Annotated in this window: 21 protein-coding genes; 20 read left to right on the top strand and 1 reads right to left on the bottom strand. The window is 40.0% G+C overall.

Annotated features, from left to right (window positions below):
• The first annotated feature begins 833 nt into the window (after positions 1-833).
• Positions 834-1,670 (top strand): hypothetical protein, encoded by an 837-nt coding sequence (locus HMPREF0023_RS09070; RefSeq protein ID WP_008941917.1) that lies wholly within the window; start codon positions 834-836, stop codon positions 1,668-1,670.
• Positions 1,671-1,693: 23 nt separating this feature from the next.
• On the opposite strand, the gene HMPREF0023_RS09065 is transcribed toward HMPREF0023_RS09070, so the two are convergent.
• The gene (locus tag HMPREF0023_RS09065; protein ID WP_008941916.1) at positions 1,694-2,014 is read right to left on the bottom strand and encodes a pyrimidine/purine nucleoside phosphorylase; all 321 of its coding nucleotides are present in this window, start codon (positions 2,012-2,014) and stop codon (positions 1,694-1,696) included.
• A gap of 529 nt (positions 2,015-2,543) precedes the next feature.
• Between HMPREF0023_RS09065 and HMPREF0023_RS09060 the strand changes: the two genes are divergently transcribed.
• The 19 genes from HMPREF0023_RS09060 to HMPREF0023_RS08975 all read left to right on the top strand — a co-directional run.
• Positions 2,544-3,575, top strand: a complete 1,032-nt coding sequence (locus HMPREF0023_RS09060; protein ID WP_008941915.1) for a hypothetical protein — start codon at positions 2,544-2,546, stop codon at positions 3,573-3,575.
• Between the two features lie 4 nt (positions 3,576-3,579).
• Positions 3,580-3,915 carry a hypothetical protein gene (locus HMPREF0023_RS09055; protein ID WP_004669030.1) on the top strand — a complete coding sequence of 112 codons (336 nt, stop codon included), beginning with the start codon at positions 3,580-3,582 and terminating at the stop codon, positions 3,913-3,915.
• Positions 3,916-4,037: 122 nt separating this feature from the next.
• Positions 4,038-4,295 (top strand): hypothetical protein, encoded by a 258-nt coding sequence (locus HMPREF0023_RS09050; protein WP_004669028.1) that lies wholly within the window; start codon positions 4,038-4,040, stop codon positions 4,293-4,295.
• Positions 4,296-4,307: 12 nt separating this feature from the next.
• A complete protein-coding gene (locus tag HMPREF0023_RS16740) occupies positions 4,308-4,457 on the top strand; it encodes a hypothetical protein (protein WP_004669027.1) in 150 nt (49 codons plus the stop codon).
• Between the two features lie 61 nt (positions 4,458-4,518).
• On the top strand, positions 4,519-5,016 hold the full coding sequence (locus tag HMPREF0023_RS09045; protein ID WP_008941913.1) for a hypothetical protein: 498 nt from the start codon (positions 4,519-4,521) through the stop codon (positions 5,014-5,016).
• A 15-nt stretch (positions 5,017-5,031) separates the two neighbouring features.
• Complete coding sequence (locus HMPREF0023_RS09040) at positions 5,032-5,709, top strand: hypothetical protein (protein WP_008941912.1); 678 nt, start codon at positions 5,032-5,034, stop codon at positions 5,707-5,709.
• A 69-nt stretch (positions 5,710-5,778) separates the two neighbouring features.
• Positions 5,779-6,114: a hypothetical protein gene (locus tag HMPREF0023_RS09035; protein WP_026056280.1), complete on the top strand. Its 336-nt coding sequence runs from the start codon at positions 5,779-5,781 to the stop codon at positions 6,112-6,114.
• A gap of 105 nt (positions 6,115-6,219) precedes the next feature.
• Positions 6,220-6,510, top strand: coding sequence for a hypothetical protein (locus HMPREF0023_RS09030; protein ID WP_080591903.1), 291 nt, complete (start codon positions 6,220-6,222; stop codon positions 6,508-6,510).
• Positions 6,511-6,538: 28 nt separating this feature from the next.
• Positions 6,539-7,579 (top strand): DUF932 domain-containing protein, encoded by a 1,041-nt coding sequence (locus HMPREF0023_RS09025; RefSeq protein WP_017396539.1) that lies wholly within the window; start codon positions 6,539-6,541, stop codon positions 7,577-7,579.
• Positions 7,580-7,758: 179 nt separating this feature from the next.
• Positions 7,759-8,880, top strand: a complete 1,122-nt coding sequence (locus HMPREF0023_RS09020; RefSeq protein ID WP_008941908.1) for a YqaJ viral recombinase family protein — start codon at positions 7,759-7,761, stop codon at positions 8,878-8,880.
• A gap of 141 nt (positions 8,881-9,021) precedes the next feature.
• Positions 9,022-9,921 (top strand): hypothetical protein, encoded by a 900-nt coding sequence (locus tag HMPREF0023_RS09015; RefSeq protein ID WP_008941907.1) that lies wholly within the window; start codon positions 9,022-9,024, stop codon positions 9,919-9,921.
• Between the two features lie 159 nt (positions 9,922-10,080).
• A complete protein-coding gene (locus HMPREF0023_RS09010) occupies positions 10,081-10,536 on the top strand; it encodes a hypothetical protein (RefSeq protein ID WP_026040215.1) in 456 nt (151 codons plus the stop codon).
• Between the two features lie 48 nt (positions 10,537-10,584).
• On the top strand, positions 10,585-11,784 hold the full coding sequence (locus HMPREF0023_RS09005) for a TolC family protein (RefSeq protein WP_005243621.1): 1,200 nt from the start codon (positions 10,585-10,587) through the stop codon (positions 11,782-11,784).
• A gap of 10 nt (positions 11,785-11,794) precedes the next feature.
• Positions 11,795-13,273, top strand: coding sequence for an efflux RND transporter periplasmic adaptor subunit (locus HMPREF0023_RS09000; RefSeq protein ID WP_005243618.1), 1,479 nt, complete (start codon positions 11,795-11,797; stop codon positions 13,271-13,273).
• A gap of 11 nt (positions 13,274-13,284) precedes the next feature.
• Positions 13,285-16,413, top strand: a complete 3,129-nt coding sequence (locus HMPREF0023_RS08995) for an efflux RND transporter permease subunit (protein WP_005243616.1) — start codon at positions 13,285-13,287, stop codon at positions 16,411-16,413.
• A gap of 11 nt (positions 16,414-16,424) precedes the next feature.
• Complete coding sequence (locus tag HMPREF0023_RS08990; protein WP_005243615.1) at positions 16,425-16,796, top strand: hypothetical protein; 372 nt, start codon at positions 16,425-16,427, stop codon at positions 16,794-16,796.
• A gap of 5 nt (positions 16,797-16,801) precedes the next feature.
• Positions 16,802-17,515: a HupE/UreJ family protein gene (locus HMPREF0023_RS08985; RefSeq protein ID WP_005243612.1), complete on the top strand. Its 714-nt coding sequence runs from the start codon at positions 16,802-16,804 to the stop codon at positions 17,513-17,515.
• A gap of 11 nt (positions 17,516-17,526) precedes the next feature.
• A complete protein-coding gene (locus HMPREF0023_RS08980) occupies positions 17,527-18,165 on the top strand; it encodes a hypothetical protein (protein ID WP_005243610.1) in 639 nt (212 codons plus the stop codon).
• An 80-nt stretch (positions 18,166-18,245) separates the two neighbouring features.
• Positions 18,246-18,956: MFS transporter (locus HMPREF0023_RS08975; RefSeq protein ID WP_008941906.1), on the top strand; the 711-nt coding region annotated here is incomplete at its 3' end.

Here is an 18,956-nt window from a genome sequence, read left to right as displayed (position 1 = left end):
AAGGTCATCAATGGCTGTTAATCAAAGAGGATATTCATCGATTCGATTTATTTAGGCACGAGAGAATACCAGACGCAATTCATAGTAAATGCGTAATTGATTTTCTGATGAGAATGGGCTAGTTTGTATTTGTATACGCTTCAATGTCTGAGTTCATTTGTGAATCACTCATTCATATGATCGTGATAACAATCAATGAGTTTGATCGACTGGAATCTCTCCAACTCATTTCAATATCTAATAAATATATTCATATAGATAAATATAATTAAATTAATAACCCGAACTCTCAAGTGCCAATAAATCGAAAATCCATATGGATATCCATTAATTTTTCATTCATTTGTTGCGTTGATCACTTCAATAGTTAGTCCCCTTTTCAGAAATGATTCATATGCAAAAGTATCTATTTGATGATCGGGGATTAGCAGGTCCAAATATTCATTTTCCACAGCAGATCATCAGCAAAAGCGAGTAGCTCATGAGCATTAGTGTACTAGGATTAAGTTTTGAGGTTTTTTTAAGCAAAATCTAAAAAGATTTAGCTAGCGTCTTTTTTTTGTTATTGATTTTTAAAGATTAATTTAATTTGTTTTTTCATGGGTTAAATTTATGTTTACAACTGAGATAATCAGTGATTTGATGTAGCTAGAAGTGTGATTGGGATGATTAGACAGATAAACTCAAGCCAATAACCGAGCTGTTGTAGGTATTAGTATTAAAATTCAACAGTATTCCCAATAGGGTATAGAGCTTTAGGGTAAAGTGTTGAAATACAATTGAAAGATGTTAACTTAAATGATACGGGTACTAACTTTAGATTAGGTGACTAAGTGAATGTAGATATTCCAGGCAAAGAAGAACTGAATCAATTAGAACAGCATCTCTATGCTCAGGCGTTTTATTGCTTTGGTATTGGAGTAGACCAGGAAATTTATACTGAGATTGAAAAGCGAGAGATTTTAGAAAAGTTGAGTAAAGGGGTGCAGGCTGTCAAATATGCAATATGTACCGATAGTATTCTATTAGCTGAAATAATGAATACACTTCATCAATTGCAAAAAAATATAGAAAACACCACTGACTCAGATCAAAAAGTTGAAACATTGAGATTATTATTTAATCAATATAATGATGCCTTCAGTGAATTAAATGGATTGCCTAGAGCTTTTATTAACAGAGTAAAGGGGGTAAGAGGTGCGAAAAAAAGATATGCTCAAGTTTTAGATAAAAAATATGCTATTTTTAGGAGTGTTTTAATTAAAAAGGTTGAGAAAGATGGTAGGTTTAAGAATGCAAAACAAGCTGTAGACGGTGTAATTGAAGACGTTGAACAGGCTTTTGAAGTGTTTGATCGTGGTTACGCAACTGATAAAATTAATGAAATAAAGAATAAGATTAAAACAAAACAAGAAGAACTTAAAAAATTTAAAAAGACGAAATCTTCTGACTTCGCGATTAAACCGGTATCCGCTGAAAAAAGGATAACTAGACTGAATCAAGAATTAGAGAAATGGACTACAGCGTTACACAATGATCAGTTATACGAAGAATTTCCAAAAATCTTTTTACTAAAGCCAGAAGATTATTTGGATCAAATACTTGCGAGACATCTGAGAGAGCAGAAGGCTTTCTGTGATCAGGTCACTGAAGATCCATCCAATGCTTAGCTTGATCTGATTTAAGTTTAGTATTATTCAAAATGACAAACATAATCTACGACTTCATTGGTTTGAATCCTGAACTGACTATGGGCTGGAATCTCAAAAGATTCACCTGAGGCATAGACTTGGATTTCAGGGTCATCAGCAATTTGAACTGAGCATTGACCTGAAATAATTTCAATACGTTCAGCCAAATGTGTCTTAAAGGTGAGGGGTTCCTCGGATGGAAGAATGACACCTAAGGTCTTTTTGCTTCCATCTTTTAAAACAAGAATATGGCTGATGGATGCGCCATTAAAATGAACATTGGCTTTCTTTTTAATCGAAACAAAATCGAATTGTTCAGGCACCGTGCTATTCCTAATTTTTATAATGAACTGGAATCAATATTAATGAATTGTCATAACACAATTCAAGATTTTTAACGTTGAGTAAATCTTGTCCCATCAATGCCAATGATCATTGTCTATCTGCCATGTAATCGTTCATCTATTCCTAAACGTATTGACACCATCTATCTCGTTGATTATGCTTTGCTTGCTGGCCACATTGCCAGCCGGTTTTGACGGACCGTTTCTCAGAGCATTAAAAGATTTTTCTTTTAGTGTTTAGCCCCTCGTGCCCCCCTCTAAGGTGGAACGGGAGGGGGGACACCCTTTGGGTGTGCTGGCCTCTGAGACCAGTCCGTCAACCCCTCTTTCGTTCTGCCACCATAAATTCTCAAATGCTTTGGCAGAATTCCGACAGATAAAGGAGTTTGCTATGCGTACTATTTTCTTAATATTCCCTAACTTCATTTAAGTGTTGCTGGTGTTTTGTTCTGAGCACGATACAGCGGCGAACTAATTAAATAGAAACTTAAATTGAAGTGAGGTAATCATGATTCATGGCCGTATTTTAACGACATGTTTACTGCTGTCTTTGTGTATCAGTGCATGCTCAAAACAAGATTCCACGCTTTATATACCGGATAAAGAAGATCAATTATCACAGCGTATAGATCCAGTGGCTAATCCAAGACCAGTTGTTATTGCTGGGCAAAAGATCACAACTTTATATTTAGATAAAACGAGTGATGAAAGTTTTTTACAAGATTTTCAAAACTATATTGTTGATACCAAGGGCGCAAAAAAGACATTTCTTGCTTTAAGACAGCAATTAAGACTCCGCCCTGACCAACTCCTTCTATTTGGGGTACGCAAAAAAGATCACACTGAAATTCCTATAGTCGATCTGACCAGTCCTGATTTGTTTAGTCGAGCGAATAGCTTGGCTATTCAGCATTTGGCTTTACTTAAAGCTAGTTCTATTCCAGATAAAGATCCCTATGAAACAACAGATACTTACAAACAGCGTATCAAAGCTAAACAGCAGCAAACTGAAAAGCTGACAGCAAAAGCCAATATCGATTTGGGGCGTATTGAAGATGCTTTGAACTTTAGCAATCGCTGGATTGAGATTCCTGATTATTTCGACCAATTGAATCGAATTGATTACGATGCTGATCAAGCGTTACTAACCATCCAGACGACAGCACCTGTGGTTCATGAAGATGATTTGAGAATGGTGTCAGAGGATGCACTTATCAGGTTGGTACGCTTTCAAGTTAAAGCATCAGCAGAACAAGCTAAAAGCTTAATTAGCGTATGGGATAGTCGAGCACAAGCATCAGTTTATATGGCTTTTGTATTGGATTACCAACCTCAGGGATTAGCGATCAGCCGCGTTGTACTGATGGAGTATCTGGGGATGGATCAACAGTTCCGAGTGATTGAACAACTAAAACCTCAACAGATTTATGTTCAGAAAGTAAGACCAGATTTAACATTGGTCCAACAACAGGTGATTCCACTCCAACAGATCATACCATTCCAATTTGGAATATCCTCACATGCTGAGACTCAAGGATAGCGCCATGAAAATGAATTTTTCCTTAATCAGTTTGATGTTGACTGCAATGATTTGTTCAGGGTGTGGTTTATCTGGAGAGCAGATTGTCCAGCCCAAAGCTAATGATGTTTTGCAGGCATTAAGACAGCAAGATGAATCTGTTGTGCAAATTCAATTAAAGCAATGTCAGCGTTCCAATGTTTATGAGGGGCAAGAGAGGGCACATCCTTATTTTGATTTATATCGCTGTACACTCAGGGTTGAACGCTATGACCTGCTTCTCAACCAAAGTTTTATAAAAGATGAAATATATATATTGAATTTAACGACATCAAATGGCTGGACTATAGGCTCAGGCTGAGGTCTTTTTGATTGATTTCCTGAAAGCAAAATTGAATATAAAGAAAATTCAAATACACATTACCTCAATGAAGCCATATCCAAAGATGGACTGGCGAGCATACGTATTGATAAGAGGATGAGATGGGATTAACACGATTATTTTTATTATTTGGCTGTGCCTTACTGACAGCCTGTAGCAGTTCATTTGAATCCGAGTTTAAGGATGGTTGCCGAAATTGGGGAGCCAATCGCAGTTTCTGTTCCTGTAGCTATGACAAGGTAGAGCAGTACTACGGCGCAGATCGTTTGGAACAGATTAAAGAGCCGTGGCAATTCCCTGAAGACTGGGAGAATAAAGTCCAACAAGCCGGCATGGCCTGTATGTCCAAATTGAAATAGGGAGGACTGACCATGAAGAATTTTCTCATTACTTACCTCCTGATCATGTTGGGCTACTGGGTGAAGCTGATCTGGAGTTTTCCTGCGGGCTATTCCAAAGCCTATCTGCTCGGTCGCGCCTTTGTGTGGCCCTTTGCCTTTCTAGAGTGGCTGTTCTCTTAACAACTTTAAGTGGCATGCCTTTGAGATGCAATAACAGAAAAAAATTAAACAGGTCAGATATATGAAAAAAAGATTGATTTACTTCAGCACCTTAGTGTTGGGATGCAGTTCATGGAGCCATGCTGCTCCCTCTTATGGATTGGGTTCAGCTGAAACCATGGCGCACTTAGTCAATGTACAGAAAGGCAGTGGTTATTCGAGTATTTGTACCTACCGCTCTGCAACACGCCATTATGGTGTACATCAGATTCAAGCCTCAATGTCCAATGGTTGTGAACAACAGCTTGCTTATACCGCAACGTGGGAAGGGGGCGGCGTGTTAAGAGTATTCGGCACAAGTAACAGTTTAATTGTTCGACGAGTCGGCTACCGTGCACCTGCTAAAGCATCACGATCGACACCAGCGCCTGTGAATAAATACAAACGCTTATGTGATAACCCGAATGTCTCAGAAAGTTTTAACCAACAAACAGGTGAAACCACCAACTGCCGAACAGGTGAGGTCACGATTGACCCATACATCAAAGCAATCAAAGAACAAGGCCTATGGCCATATTAAATAGGGGGAAAACATATGCAAAAGCTTAAACCCGCCAGCCTTGTGGCACTGATCATAGGTATTGTCATCGTTGTTGTGGGGGCTTATCTATTGAATCAGCACCAACAACGACAAACAGACCTACAGTTAGCCCAACTGGCATTAGAACAATCCAAAGTCCAAAACCAAACAACGGACATCGCTCAAGCCGCATCTGAACCGATTGAGGAAGGGCTCTCAGGTATTGAAGGCTTAACCGAAGATCGTGCCAACCAAACAGCGCATCTAGAGGTCAGTCCTGATGAGGTTGCAGGGGCACTTGCTGCGGTAGAAAATGCCAAAGCCACTCAAAAAGCAGCTGCGGCTGAGCGTTTAAGTTATGAGGTTGATGCTAAATACCATGACGGAAAAACCCTAAGCTCAAAGCTTTCCCGTTATGGCTTACAACCGATGAAATCAGCACCTGCGGATTTAAGAGCAACAGTCCCAGATATTGATCAGATGCTGGCAACTCATCTCATGGAAGTATGGGGACGCTCTAGTCCAGATCAGGTCGCAAAACGACTGGACGGCTGGAGTGAACAGGGGAATACCATTACTTACCGTACTGCATGGGATTCTGATCGCTATCAATGTACCTGGTATGTGGTGCAGTGGAATAAAGACACGGATGAATTGCTCAACGAAGGCTATAAGCCCTGCTTTGGTCGCTAAACCAGCTAGTTTTACAACAGAACCATTCAATACAACATGACTTTATTTTAATCAATACGAGACAATCCTATGAAACTAATACAACGCTTGAGCTGTGGTCTGTTGATGCTTACCGTGAGTGCAATGGCATTTGCCAAGACAGAACAGATCATCTTAAAGGCCAATGTACACTATGGCGAAGAAGCAGTGATCTTCCCGACTACCAGGGGTGAAGTGATTTTTAACTATTTTGCCTTTCCAGATCATGTTGCCAAACAACTCAAACCGTATAAGAAAGGGCAATGTCTGGAAATCCAGTCCAAGTATGGTTTCTTTAAAGACACAGGTGATGGAAGCTATATCCAAAGCATCCGCCCATGTAACAAGAAAGCCCAAGCCAGCACCACAACCAAAGTCAATCGTTAATCGAACAAAGCAAACCACATAAATCTTAAAAAAACCACGAGCATGGGCTCGTGGTTTTTTTATGCCTGTTTCCCAATTTCTGAATACCCAAACAAGGAGCACGCCATGCAGCAATGCCCCTATTGCCATTCATCGCATGTGCAATTACTACGGCGCAGCCAACACACCCAATCCCAAAGCAAAATCTCATTCTCTTCCTGTTCACCGATGTCGCTGGCAGCGGTGGGTATGCAAATCTCAAAACGTCTGGGAATCAATCCACTGGTGGGCGGCTTTATTGGATTGGCAGCAGGTGGAATGTTTCTGCTCTACATCCAGCAACAGGACAATCTGGTCACTTTGCATTACCAGTGCGAGCAATGCCTGGAACACTTTGAAATTCAACAGCCAGAATAAGGCTAATCTACTTAAAAAGGAAAACATCATGGTACATCAACTAGAACAAATGGCTTATGTCGGTCAAACCCCTTGGCATGGCTTAGGCAATCAACTCACCCCAAACCAACCCATCGAAGTCTGGGCGCAACAGGCAGGCATGGATTGGCAGATTGAATCCTCGGATGTACGTTATATGGCACAAAATCCACGTGGACAAAACATCATTCTACCGTTTGAAGAACAACGGGTACTTTATCGATCTGATACCCATGCACCGTTATCGGTAGTGAGTCAGCGCTTTCAGGAAGTGCAACCCAAACAGATTTTAGAATTCTACCGAGACTTAAGCGAACAATCGGGTTTTGAGCTAGAAACTGCTGGGGTGTTGAAAGGGGGCAAGAAGTTCTGGGCCTTGGCTAGAACAGGACAAAGCGCTGCTTTAAAAGGTAGGGATGTCAGTAATGGCTATATTTTATTGGCAACCGCTTGTGATGGAACATTGGCAACAACAGCACAATTCACATCAATCCGTGTGGTATGTAATAACACCTTAGCGATTGCCCTAAAAGGACAACAAGGCAGTGCAGGTGTGGTCAAAGTTCCACACAGTACCAAGTTCGATGCCGAGAAAGTCAAACAACAACTGGGCATTTCTGTTCGGGCATGGGATGAACACATGTATGAAATGAAACAACTGAGTCAGCGCAAAGTCACGCAACAAGAAGCCGCAGCTTATTTCGATGCGGTATTTAACAACACGAATCTCAGCAGTGCTGAACAGGATGATCGCTTGATTCAGTATTACCGTAATGCTGCTATGCCTAATTCATTCCGATCAGACAATAAAACCGAACCGAATGGACGTGCCATGTCTAAAGTGATGACCATGTTTAACGGACATGGACGAGGGGCAGAACTCAGCTCAGCCAAAGATACGGCTTATGGATTACTGTGCTCAATTACAGAATTTGTGGATCACGAGCGTCGTGCTATGAGTACAGATCATCGACTGGATTCCGCATGGTTCGGGGCAGGGGCTTCGATTAAACAACGAGGACTAGAACAGGCACTGAGAATGGTGGTGTAACACTTAACCCTAAAGATTGAATTTCAGCTTCATTTAAGCTTAGTCAATTAGCCTAAGTAGCATCAAGATCACTGATCTAACTGAACACCCTTCGCCACATTCCTCAGATGTGGCTTTTTTTATGCCTGAAATTCAATTTTTACACCTCAACACTTCAATAAAAATAGGATAACCATGCAATGAACAGTAATAGCCAAATACAGTACAGTTTAAACAATCCGCCTTTACAAGCGTATTCCCCCAATCTCAACTCACCAACCACAACCCAAACCGTAGAGGTGGGAACTCGGAGTAAACGTACCCCAAAAAAGACCAAGCGCCTTGCTTCAGCCAAACGCTTTGCCAATACCAAACAGATGAGCTATCAACAATGGCAGGAACTCAGAAAACAGGGTATTGGCAGCAGTGATGCAGCGACGGCATGTGGACTGAATCCCTATATGTCGATGCTGGAACTATGGATGATTAAAACAGGACGCATGCAACAAAACATCGAAGATGAAAGTACGGGCTATGCACCTTTATACTGGGGCAAACAACTTGAACCTCTGATTGCTGAATACTACAGCATGCATACCAACCATAAAGTCCGTCGGGTGAATGCCATCTTGCAACATCCAGACGAAGACAAACACTTTATGTTGGCGAATTTGGACTATGCCATTGTCAGCAATGAAGAAGTGCAAATCTTGGAGTGTAAAAGCGTTGGAGAATATGGCGCTAAACTGTGGCGAGACGGCGTACCACTGTATGTATTGTGCCAAGTCCAGCATCAACTGGCAGTGACAGGAAAACAAGCCGCGCATATCTGTGCCTTGATCTGTGGGCATGAAACCCGAATCTATAAAGTCAGTCGTAACGACACCGTGATTCAGCACATCATCAATGCCGAACGTCACTTCTGGCAATGTGTTGAAACAGGCATTCCACCCAGTGTCGATGCCTCTGATTCCGCAGCCAAAGCTTTAAAACAACTTTATCCTGAACATATTCCACTGTCGGTTGAAGACCTGACCCAAAATGAACAAGCCAACTACTTATTTAAACAACTACTGCAAGAGCGACACAAAGTGGAACAACACCAGCAATACTTTGATGAACTAAAACATCAACTGCAAATGATGATGAAGGATGCAGAACGTGCAGTGTTTATGGATGGATCGGTAACATGGAAGAAGTCACAAGACTCAACCACATTAAACAGTAAAGCCTTACTCAAACAACACCCTGAATATTTACAGCAGTTCCCACAAACCAAAGTAGGAACACGAAGATTTCAGATTTATTCGAATGGTGGGTAAGCACCGCCATATCCACCATCTATTTCAACACAACGCACAACCCTTAATCCCAGTCCTTAAACAGACTGGGATTTTTTATGCAGCAAAATTTATTTATTCAGATTTCAACACGAATTCAACATCTATATTGAGGACATCACCATGATTAAAGGTTTAGCAATTACACCACCCATCTTAGGACGTATCAGCATCGGTAAGATTGTCGAAAAGAATGGCAAACGACTCCCTGAAAAGGATGACCAATTTACCATTACTAGCCAAATCCAAAATAAGGATGGATGGGTCAAACATCCACTCGATGAACAACTTAGAGCTAAAGCACCGAACCAAAACCAAAAACTCAGAACCATACCAGTCCGTATGATCTTCAATGATCCTGAACTGAACCTACGGGCAGAGTACAGCTTATTTGACCGCCAAACTGGACGATTAATCTGCTCAGGTAATGGTGAAACCTGTCAGCGACTGACTAATCAAGGGGTTGAGCATCATCCCTGTCCATCCCCTGATTTATGCTCACTTGCTCAAGGAGGACTCTGTAAGCCTTATGGCAGGCTATATATGAATTTAGATGAATCGGATGAGTTTGGCACATTTATCTTTAGAACCACTGGCTTTAATAGCATTCGCACCTTAGCAGCACGGCTACGTTATTACAGTGCTGCATCGGGTGGCTTACTTTCATGTCTACCATTGCAACTGACTTTACGAGGCAAAAGTACTACTCAGAGTTATCGTACTCCGATCTATTACGTAGATTTAACTTTACGTGAGGACATTCATTTACAAGAAGCGATTCAAACTGCTAAGGAGATTAATCAGAAGAGTAAGTTGTGTGGTTTTAATCAGGAAGCTTTAGATCATGTGGCACGGCAGGGCTATGGCAATGCCTGCTTTGAGGTCGGTGGGGAAGAGGGCTTGGAAATTGTGGAGGAATTTTACACGGAGGATTCCAAATCAGAGCATCAGCAAACGCATGATCTCACTCATGTTCAGGATATTCAGAAAGGGTTGCAGCAGTCGGTTCAGGCTTTGAATTAAAATGAATTTAATTAGAAAAGAGTATTTGTACTCTTTTTTTTTGCAAATTTGGGGTAGGAGGTTTGAAATTGATTCATGTGTAAATGTGAGGCTAAATTAGATTTACTTTAATAGAGCTTTTTAGTATTTTGTTGGCAAGTTAGATGTATGTTCTTTGATATGCATTCAAGTGGGACGACCAAGCTTATACTCGCATTTATCCTGTTTTTGTTTACAATAACAATTACGGGGATTCATGCGTGGGCGCCTGTCTTACTTGAAAATATTGAACATCAACATGAACTGAGTATTGTTGTGGAAGATGATGCATCTAGTCATTGGTCTTTGCTGCACTTAGATGATTCTTTTACAAGTACGACTGATCATGATGTAGAAACACATACTTGGAAGAATTTTGATGAGCCAATTTATCATCATTCGGTGAAGCCTATTTCTTCTGATAGCGATCTAAGCATAGATCCTGTCTTTATTCTTAGTTTTGCACTTCCACTCGTTTTATTCTTTTTTCATTTTTTTGAGAAGCCCGTTTATCGAGCTTTCTTAAAACGGCGACCCCCTCTCGTATTTAGTAACTCTTATACTTACTCCAAAGACTTAATCGTTCTGCGTAATTGATCTTTCTATACAAAAAATAATTTTTCATTTTTTTGTATAGGTAAAGTCATGTCTAAAAAATATCAGATATTTCTGACCTGTGGTTTTGTAGTAACGGCAGCAAACGCATTTGCAGAAACGAATTATGCTGAACTACAAAAGCAGGTTATCGCAAGTGATGCTGTACTCAATAGCCTACAGCAGTCCGAGCAAGCTTATGAAATCAACCAAAAGTTTGCTGGCAAATTAAATAATCCGACTTTCAATGTGGAGTTGGATAATCTTGGTAATTCCAAATTGAAGGATTTGGATGGTCCAACAGCCTTATTGGGGTTGTCACAAGAGATTCCTCTCAGTAATAAACTCTCCTTGAGAAAACAAGTTGCGCATTTTCAAGGTGATCGTAATCAGTTCGAAATAGCAAAGCGACAGGCTGAACTCAAAGCAGATTTAAGAATCTGTATGGCGAACTGGTATGTGGCAACTCAACGTGCTGAAGTTTATTCAACAGAAAGCAAGTTGAATGCAAGACAAGCCAACGTTCTTTCGGGAAGGCTCAAGTTTGGGCGAGTCATTCCTTCGGATGCTCAGCTCAGTGCAGCACTTTCATCTGAATCAAAACTACGTTATCAAAATGAAGTGAAAAAGGGGCAGTTTCAAAAAAATCTGTGCTCTAAGTTCACATCAAATCTACCAAGTAACGCCTTAGAAGTTCCTCTAAGTTTTAATTTCACAGACAAAATTAGTTTGGCTGAGCAAGAAGCGATACTGAATTCACAATTGAAAAAGACACAATTTGAACTCGCTCGTAAAGAGGCAATACCTGATATCACTTTGGGTGTTGGGGTCAAAAACTATCAAGAAACCAATGACAAAGTCTTCCAAGTTTCAACCTCAATACCACTCAATATCTTCAACCGAAATAAAGGCAATATTGCGATTGCCCAAGCGGAACAGATGAAAGCTGAAACGCAGTCTGTGCTTGTGAGTCGTAACTCTAAAATTGAATTGGAAAACAAATCTATTGAGGTTTCTAACTTAATTGATGTAATCCATCAATATGATCAAACCGTTTTGCCCGCAACCAATGAAAGTCTTCGCATTGCAGAGATGGGATACCAAGCAGGGAAAAACTCGTTACTTGAATTCAATAGCATTAAGCAAATTTGGTTAGACAAACATCTTGCTCGATTCGATTTGTGGTTGGCTTTGCAGACTGAAATTGCAGAAGTCGAGCGCAACTACATTACTCATTTAGACCAAGAATAAGGGCAAGAATATGAATAAACCAACCAATACTTTAATTGCTACGGGCATTATTGCCTTGCTTGTCGTGTTATGCGCTGTCGCATGGTACAAGACAGGTCAAAAAACTCAGTCTTCTTCAGCACATGGGGAAGCAATAGCAGAAAAAGTTGCAGTAGCAGGTGACGAGAAAGGACCTTATGGTGGACGTTTATATCGTGATGGGGATTTCTCAGCAGAAGTAAAAATCTTTGAGCAGGGCGTAGAACCACATCTCCGTGTTTATGGGTATTTCAAAGATAAACCGCTTAAACCTGAAGCATTAACGGCAAATGTTTACATCAAACGTTTGGATGCTGAGCAAAATATTCAATTTAAACCAGAGAGTGACTACTTGATCGGTAAAGAAATTGTCTATGAACCACATTCATTTTTAATGATTATCAACGTTGATTATCAAGGTAAAAAACATACGTGGAAATGGGACACCAAAGAAGGTCGTGTCACCATGTTGGACAGTAGTATCAAGAGCAGCGGTTTAGAGCTTTTAAAAGTTGAATCCATGATGTTTGAAAATGCTTTAGAGTTAAAAGGAGAATTGAAGTTCCCTGATAATTTTGAAAGTTTTATCACACCGAAAGCAAGTGGAACACTCATCAAAACATATCGCACGATTGGCGATAAAGTAAGTCAAGGTGATTTATTAGCTACAGTACAAAGCCAAGACTTGATCCGCTTAAATGCTGAGCGTTCTATTGCAGTGGATAATTTGCAATTTGCACGTAAAAAAATGGAGCAAGAGCGAACGCTATTTCAAAAACGAGTATCGCCTGAAATTGACTACATTAATGCAAAACGTGAATTTGATGATGCTCAGATTCGTGCCAATGAATTGAACAATTTAATCAGCTCTTATGGTGGTTCAGGCAACGGTACAATTGAAGTTCGGGCTGCGATGTCTGGCACAGTCTTACAAGTGCTAGCGGCTGTTGGATCAAACGTTACACCAGTTACACCATTATTTAAAATTGCCAATACATCTCAATTACTTGCAGTAGTCAACGTTCCTGCGGATAAGCTGAATACAATTAACCCGAATGCTAAGGTGACTGTAAAACCTCAAATTCAATCAGGCACAGAAGAAGCATTGGGGACGATCAAATACATCAGTGATGTCATTGATCCAAAAACACGTACTGCTCAAGTCTTTGTTGAAATTGCCAACCAATTTAAATGGCGTTCAGGTCAATTGATCACCGCACATATTTTTGAAAATCAAAGCTTGAAGCCGATGGTGGTTCGTGAAGATGCTTTACAGAACTTCCGTGATTGGGATGTGGTGTTCATTCGTGTAGGTAATGACTTTGAAGCACGTCCTTTAGAGTTGGGTGAAAAATATAATGGGTTTGTTGAAGTTAAGTCAGGCTTAAAAGCAGGTCAGGTTTATGCGGCAGGCAATTCTTATTTATTAAAAGCAGAGCTAGGTAAATCTGGCGCTACTCATGATCATTAAGGGGTAGCACCATGTTTGATCAAATTGTTAAGCTTTCGATTAAGAATCGTTGGCTTGTACTGATCGTCTTTCTATTCGTAGGTGCATTGGGTGTTTATAACTATTTTAAACTACCTATTGATGCTGTTCCTGATATCACCAATGTACAAGTCCAAATCAACAGTGAAGCACAAGGCTTGTCTCCTATGGAGATGGAGTCACAAGTCACTTACCCGATTGAAACAGCTTTGGCAGGTATCCCTAATCTTGAATATACACGTTCAGTGTCGAGATACGGTTTATCTCAGGTCACGGCGATATTCAAGGAGGGGACGGACATCTATTTTGCCCGTCAAATTGTCAATGAAAAATTGCAAGGCGTGACACCAACACTACCAAGCGGCATATCGACTTCAATGGGACCTGTTTCTACAGGGCTTGGCGAAATCTTCATGTATACCGTTGAAAATGCCAAGAATAGTCTAAACCCACTTTCACCCACTGAATTAAGAACTTTACAGGATTGGGTCATTAAACCTCAGCTTCGAAATGTAGAGGGTGTGAATGAAATCAATACCATTGGTGGTTATCTAAAACAATTTGTTGTTCAACCTGATTATGCTTATTTGCGTAGCATAGGGCTGGATCAGAAGGCGATTTTAGAGGCGATCTCTAAGAACAGCATGAACAAAGGTTCAGGGTACATTGAGAAAAATGGTGAGCAGTATTTAATCCGTTCTGATTCTCAAATTAACTCGATTGAGCAGATCCAGAATATTCCGATCACAACGAGCAATGGTTATATCCTCAGATTGAAAGATGTTGCAAAAATATCGATTGGTCATGAATTACGAACAGGTGCTGCGACCAAAGATGGGCAAGAAATTGTACTGGGTACAGCGTTCATGCTTATTGGGGAAAACTCTCGAAATGTTGCTCATGCTGTAGATCAAAAGCTACAACAGGTTCAAAAGTCGCTACCTGAAGGTGTTGAAGCAAAAGCAGTCTATAACCGAACAACTTTGGTTGATGCAACGATTCAAACAGTGAAGAAGAATTTATTTGAAGGTGCAATTCTAGTCATTGTTGTACTTTTTCTTTTTCTTGGACATTTCCGTGCAGCTCTGATTACTGCGATAGTGATTCCATTATCCATGTTGATGACAATCACAGGTATGGTGAACCAAAAGATCAGTGCCAATTTAATGAGTTTAGGTGCACTCGATTTCGGAATTATTGTTGATGGTGCTGTGGTTATTGTCGAGGCATCTCTCGCTAAATTAGCCATGAAGCAAAAAGAGTTAGGACGTATTCTGACTCAAAAAGAACGCTTTACGACTGTGTTTGAAGCAACAAAGGAATCTCGAAAAGCGATTCTTTATGGTCAATTGATCATTATTTTGGTTTATCTGCCTGTGATGACTTTGACTGGTGTTGAAGGCAAGATGTTTACACCAATGGCTGCAACGGTAGTTATGGCTTTAGTTGGTGCAATGATTCTGTCAATTACCTTTGTCCCTGCAATGGTGGCATTAGTTACTACAGGCGAAATTAAAGAAGAAGAGTCAAAGATTGTTTATTTTATTAAGAAGTTTTATAGCCCAATTTTAGATTGGTCTTTAAATCACAGATATTTACTGATCGCCTTTGTCTCAATATTTTTTATATTCAGTGCAGGTCTTTCAACTCGTTTAGGTTCAGAATTTATACCTTCTTTAGATGAGGGGGATGTGGCATTACATGCTTTGCGTATCCCAGGCACTTCATTAACTCAAGCCGTTGAAATGCAATACACGCTTGAAAAAGAAATTGTGAAAATTCCTGAAGTCCAGACCATGTTTGCCAAAGTCGGAACAGCAGAAATCGCCACTGATCCAGTTCCACCTAATGTAGCTGACAATTTTGTCATGTTGAAACCACGTAGTGAATGGCCAAATCCAAAGAAACCAAAAGCTGAAGTCGTTGCAGATATTGAACGAGTAGCTAAAGGTGTTTATGGAAATAATTACGAGTTCACCCAGCCGATTCAAATGCGCTTTAACGAACTTATTTCAGGTGTTCGTACCGATGTCGCTGTGAAAATATATGGCGATGATCTCGATCAGTTACTCGAATCAGCAAACGCTGCCGCTAAAATTTTAGAGGGGGTTAATGGTACTGCTGACTTGAAAGTTGAACAGATGACGGGTTTACCAATGGTATCTGTCGAGCTGAAAAAAGACATGATTGCCAATTATGGACTTGATGCTGAGGATGTACAGCAACAGGTTTCTAGCCTCATTACTGGTGAGACAGCAGGTAAGGTATTTGAAGGTGATCGAAAGTTCGATATTGTTGTTCGAATGGATCAAAACTCTGTCACAGATTTAGAAAAACTCTATCAAGTTCCTGTGAATCTGCCTGATGGTTCAAGTGTACTTTTATCAGAATTGATCGAGTTAAAAAATGTTCAAGGACCAAACCAAATTTCTCGTGAGAATGGTAAGCGTCGTATTGTCATCACAGCAAATGTCCGAGGTACAGATATTGGTAGTTACATTTCAGAAGCACAATCTAAGTTGAATGCTGATTTTAAATTACCAGATGGTTATTGGCTGACTTGGGGCGGTACGTTTGAACAAATGGAGTCTGCATCGAATCGACTCATGGTTGTTGTTCCAATCGCTTTAATTCTGATCTTTGCCATGATCTACATGGCTTTAGGTAATGTTAGAAACAGTGTCTTGGTATTCACAGGTGTACCATTTGCACTAACAGGTGGTGTGATTGCTTTAGCACTACGTGATATTCCATTCTCAATTTCTGCTGCCGTCGGCTTTATCGCCTTGTCAGGTGTGGCTGTGCTGAATGGCTTAGTTCTTGTTTCTGCCATTCAAAGGCTTCGAGTGCAAGGGGAAAGTGTCATTGATGCGGTGAGACATGGTGCAATGGAAAGACTCCGTCCCGTGTTGATTACAGCTTTGGTCGCTTCATTAGGTTTTATTCCGATGGCCTTAAACGTAGGCATTGGCTCTGAAGTTCAGCGCCCAATTGCAACTGTCGTTATTGGTGGGATTATTTCATCAACCTTACTGACTTTGATTATTTTGCCAACCTTATATGTGTGGTTTAACCAAGGTAGGTCAAGAAAATCAAACGATGCTGCTGAACAGGTGGTTTAGGGGCATCTTTAATGACAAATATATTGCGAGATAAACAAAGCAAATTTGTGATGATGTGGCTAGTCTGCATGATCAGTCTCGCTTTATGTTTGCACTTTAATGAGCATGTAACTGTAAATGAATTTCAGAGACACGTTTCAATTGATTCAATTCACTCTCACCATCATGAGATAAGTCAACAACATTCACATAGTCACCAAGATAATTACTATGAACATTTTGTTGGCTATGACGTACTTAAATCGACCGCTTTAGCACATCTCTTCAAGGGGATATCGATTCTAGATAGATCAAAAGAATATGTTTATCTGATGGTGAGTCGTATTTTTAAACCGCCAAAAAAGTTAATGGATTTTCAATTCATTTTAAATTTTGGAGTTTGATATACATGCAAATTATTGCTTCACACATTGTGAAATTAAGTGCTTACATAAAGCTACTACTTGCTTTATTGATTACATTGGTAAGTCCTACACTTTTTGCTCATGGAGTAGCAGAAGGTGATAAGGGCTATATTCAAGAAATTTATGGCATTCATGTGATTCCATTCATCTATTTGGGTGCGAAGCATATGGTCACTGGATATGACCATTTACTATTTCTTGTTGGCATTATCTTCTTCTTATACCGAATGAAAGATATCGGCTTGTACGTTAGCCTATTTGCACTTGGGCATTCGATTACGATGCTGGTGGGTGTTTATTACAATATCTCGATAAACACCTACATCATTGATGCAATCATTGGTTTTTCGATTGTTTATAAGGCTCTAGATAACTTGGGGGCTTATCAGCGTTGGTTTGGTTTTCAACCAAACACGAAAATCGCGACTTTAATTTTTGGTCTGATTCATGGTTTTGGACTCGCAGTAAAAATTCAGGAATATGAAGTTCCGAGTGATGGACTGTTGGCAAATTTAATCTCTTTCAATATTGGGGTTGAATTAGGTCAGTTTATGGCTCTGTGCATTATCTTGTTATTAATGACGTTTTGGAGAAAGACACCTTATTTCTTTAAAACAGCTTATCAAAGCAATGTCTTCCTCATGTTCCTCGGTTTTTTACTTGTTGGCTATCAACTCACTGGCTTCATTACTCAATAAGGATCTAAATTATGTATAACGCTGAAATTCCAAAAGATATCGAATTACCTTCATCAAAAAAGTTAATTAAATCAACAGCAATTGCTGCCGTAAGTGCCGTTGTTGTGCTAGTTACCTGTGTCATGCCTGCGGAGTATGCCATTGATCTGACAGGTATGGGTAAAGTGCTTGGCCTAACGAAAATGGGTGAAATCAAACAATCACTCGCTCAAGAATCAGAAAATGGTATCAATGCTGAACAGACAGTGAATAGTGTTGAACAAATATCAGTAAAAACTTCGACTCAAACGGCAACTGATAATACTCAAATGGTTATGCCTGCTATTAATAAAGAAAGTATTAGTATTGAGCTTAAACCAGATCAAGCAACGGAAGTGAAACTGACGATGCCGCAAAGTGCAAGTGTCAACTTTGATTGGAAAGCTGTGGGAGGTGGTCTTAACTATGATACTCATGGTGATCCAGTGAATGCTCCTAAAGGGTTCTATCATGGCTATGGAAAAGGAAAGAATGAGACAACTCAGCAGGGTGTCTTAAAGGCAGCTTTTGATGGCAAACATGGTTGGTTCTGGCGTAACCGTACGGAAAATCCCGTAACTGTAACTCTACTTGTAGAAGGGCAGTTTAGTGAAATGAAGAAAGTCTTTTAAGTTTTGATCAATCTCCTTGGAATATTATTCCAAGGAGATTCAATTGCTAAAGAAGTCAGGTTCTAAAAGGAATCCATAAGATGCTAGAAGTACTAAAAAACACAACATATCGGCATTTGTTTTTAGCCCAAGTAATAGCACTAATCGGAACGGGGTTAATCACAATTGCCCTAGCTTTACAGGCATACGATATTGCAAAGGGGGAAGCAGCCCAAGTTCTCGGTATTGCATTGGCAATTAAGATGATTGCTTATATTGGAGTGGCACCTATAGCATCGGCATTCGCAGAGCGATTACCAAGAAAACAAGTATTGGTTGGACTAGATGTTATTCGAGCATTAACAGCATTGTGTCTACCGTTTGTGACGCAAATTTGGCAAATTTATATTCTTATTTTTATTTTGCAATCTGCTTCTGCTGCATTTACGCCAACATTTCAAGCAATGATTCCAGATGTTCTTCCTGAAGAAAAAGACTATACGAATGCTTTGTCATTGTCTCGCTTAGCCTATGATTTGGAAAATATTATCAGTCCAATGCTGGCAGGTTTCTTACTTACTGTGATGAGCTACCATAATCTGTTTTTAGGAACAGTATTAGGTTTTATCGGTTCTGCTTTGTTTGTGGTAAGTGCAAAATTACCAGTTGCCAAAGTGCCTGAGTTTAGAGGTGTTTATAGTCGTATAAAGCAGGGAGCTAAAATTTATTTTAATACACCAAGACTTAAAGCATTGCTTGCTCTCAATCTAGCCATTGCTTCGGCGAGTGCGGTTGTGATTGTAAATACTGTT

The sequence above is a fragment of the Acinetobacter sp. ATCC 27244 genome, from assembly GCF_000156555.1.
Taxonomy (GTDB): domain Bacteria; phylum Pseudomonadota; class Gammaproteobacteria; order Pseudomonadales; family Moraxellaceae; genus Acinetobacter; species Acinetobacter haemolyticus.
Note: the sequence above shows the minus strand (reverse complement) of the source record. Positions and strands in the feature narration are given on the sequence as shown.

What these genes read in the sequence shown, in the direction of transcription:
- HMPREF0023_RS09015 (WP_008941907.1), top strand. Translation starts at nt 9,022, where the DNA reads ATGATTAAAGGTTTAGCAATTACACCACCCATCTTAGGACGTATCAGC.
- HMPREF0023_RS09005 (WP_005243621.1), top strand. Translation starts at nt 10,585, where the DNA reads ATGTCTAAAAAATATCAGATATTTCTGACCTGTGGTTTTGTAGTAACG.
- HMPREF0023_RS09030 (WP_080591903.1), top strand. Translation starts at nt 6,220, where the DNA reads ATGCAGCAATGCCCCTATTGCCATTCATCGCATGTGCAATTACTACGG.
- HMPREF0023_RS16740 (WP_004669027.1), top strand. Translation starts at nt 4,308, where the DNA reads ATGAAGAATTTTCTCATTACTTACCTCCTGATCATGTTGGGCTACTGG.
- HMPREF0023_RS09055 (WP_004669030.1), top strand. Translation starts at nt 3,580, where the DNA reads ATGAAAATGAATTTTTCCTTAATCAGTTTGATGTTGACTGCAATGATT.
- HMPREF0023_RS09035 (WP_026056280.1), top strand. Translation starts at nt 5,779, where the DNA reads ATGAAACTAATACAACGCTTGAGCTGTGGTCTGTTGATGCTTACCGTG.
- HMPREF0023_RS09025 (WP_017396539.1), top strand. Translation starts at nt 6,539, where the DNA reads ATGGTACATCAACTAGAACAAATGGCTTATGTCGGTCAAACCCCTTGG.
- HMPREF0023_RS09020 (WP_008941908.1), top strand. Translation starts at nt 7,759, where the DNA reads ATGAACAGTAATAGCCAAATACAGTACAGTTTAAACAATCCGCCTTTA.
- HMPREF0023_RS08990 (WP_005243615.1), top strand. Translation starts at nt 16,425, where the DNA reads ATGACAAATATATTGCGAGATAAACAAAGCAAATTTGTGATGATGTGG.
- HMPREF0023_RS08985 (WP_005243612.1), top strand. Translation starts at nt 16,802, where the DNA reads ATGCAAATTATTGCTTCACACATTGTGAAATTAAGTGCTTACATAAAG.
- HMPREF0023_RS09010 (WP_026040215.1), top strand. Translation starts at nt 10,081, where the DNA reads ATGCATTCAAGTGGGACGACCAAGCTTATACTCGCATTTATCCTGTTT.
- HMPREF0023_RS09040 (WP_008941912.1), top strand. Translation starts at nt 5,032, where the DNA reads ATGCAAAAGCTTAAACCCGCCAGCCTTGTGGCACTGATCATAGGTATT.
- HMPREF0023_RS09045 (WP_008941913.1), top strand. Translation starts at nt 4,519, where the DNA reads ATGAAAAAAAGATTGATTTACTTCAGCACCTTAGTGTTGGGATGCAGT.
- HMPREF0023_RS09060 (WP_008941915.1), top strand. Translation starts at nt 2,544, where the DNA reads ATGATTCATGGCCGTATTTTAACGACATGTTTACTGCTGTCTTTGTGT.
- HMPREF0023_RS08995 (WP_005243616.1), top strand. Translation starts at nt 13,285, where the DNA reads ATGTTTGATCAAATTGTTAAGCTTTCGATTAAGAATCGTTGGCTTGTA.
- HMPREF0023_RS09000 (WP_005243618.1), top strand. Translation starts at nt 11,795, where the DNA reads ATGAATAAACCAACCAATACTTTAATTGCTACGGGCATTATTGCCTTG.
- HMPREF0023_RS08980 (WP_005243610.1), top strand. Translation starts at nt 17,527, where the DNA reads ATGTATAACGCTGAAATTCCAAAAGATATCGAATTACCTTCATCAAAA.
- HMPREF0023_RS09050 (WP_004669028.1), top strand. Translation starts at nt 4,038, where the DNA reads ATGGGATTAACACGATTATTTTTATTATTTGGCTGTGCCTTACTGACA.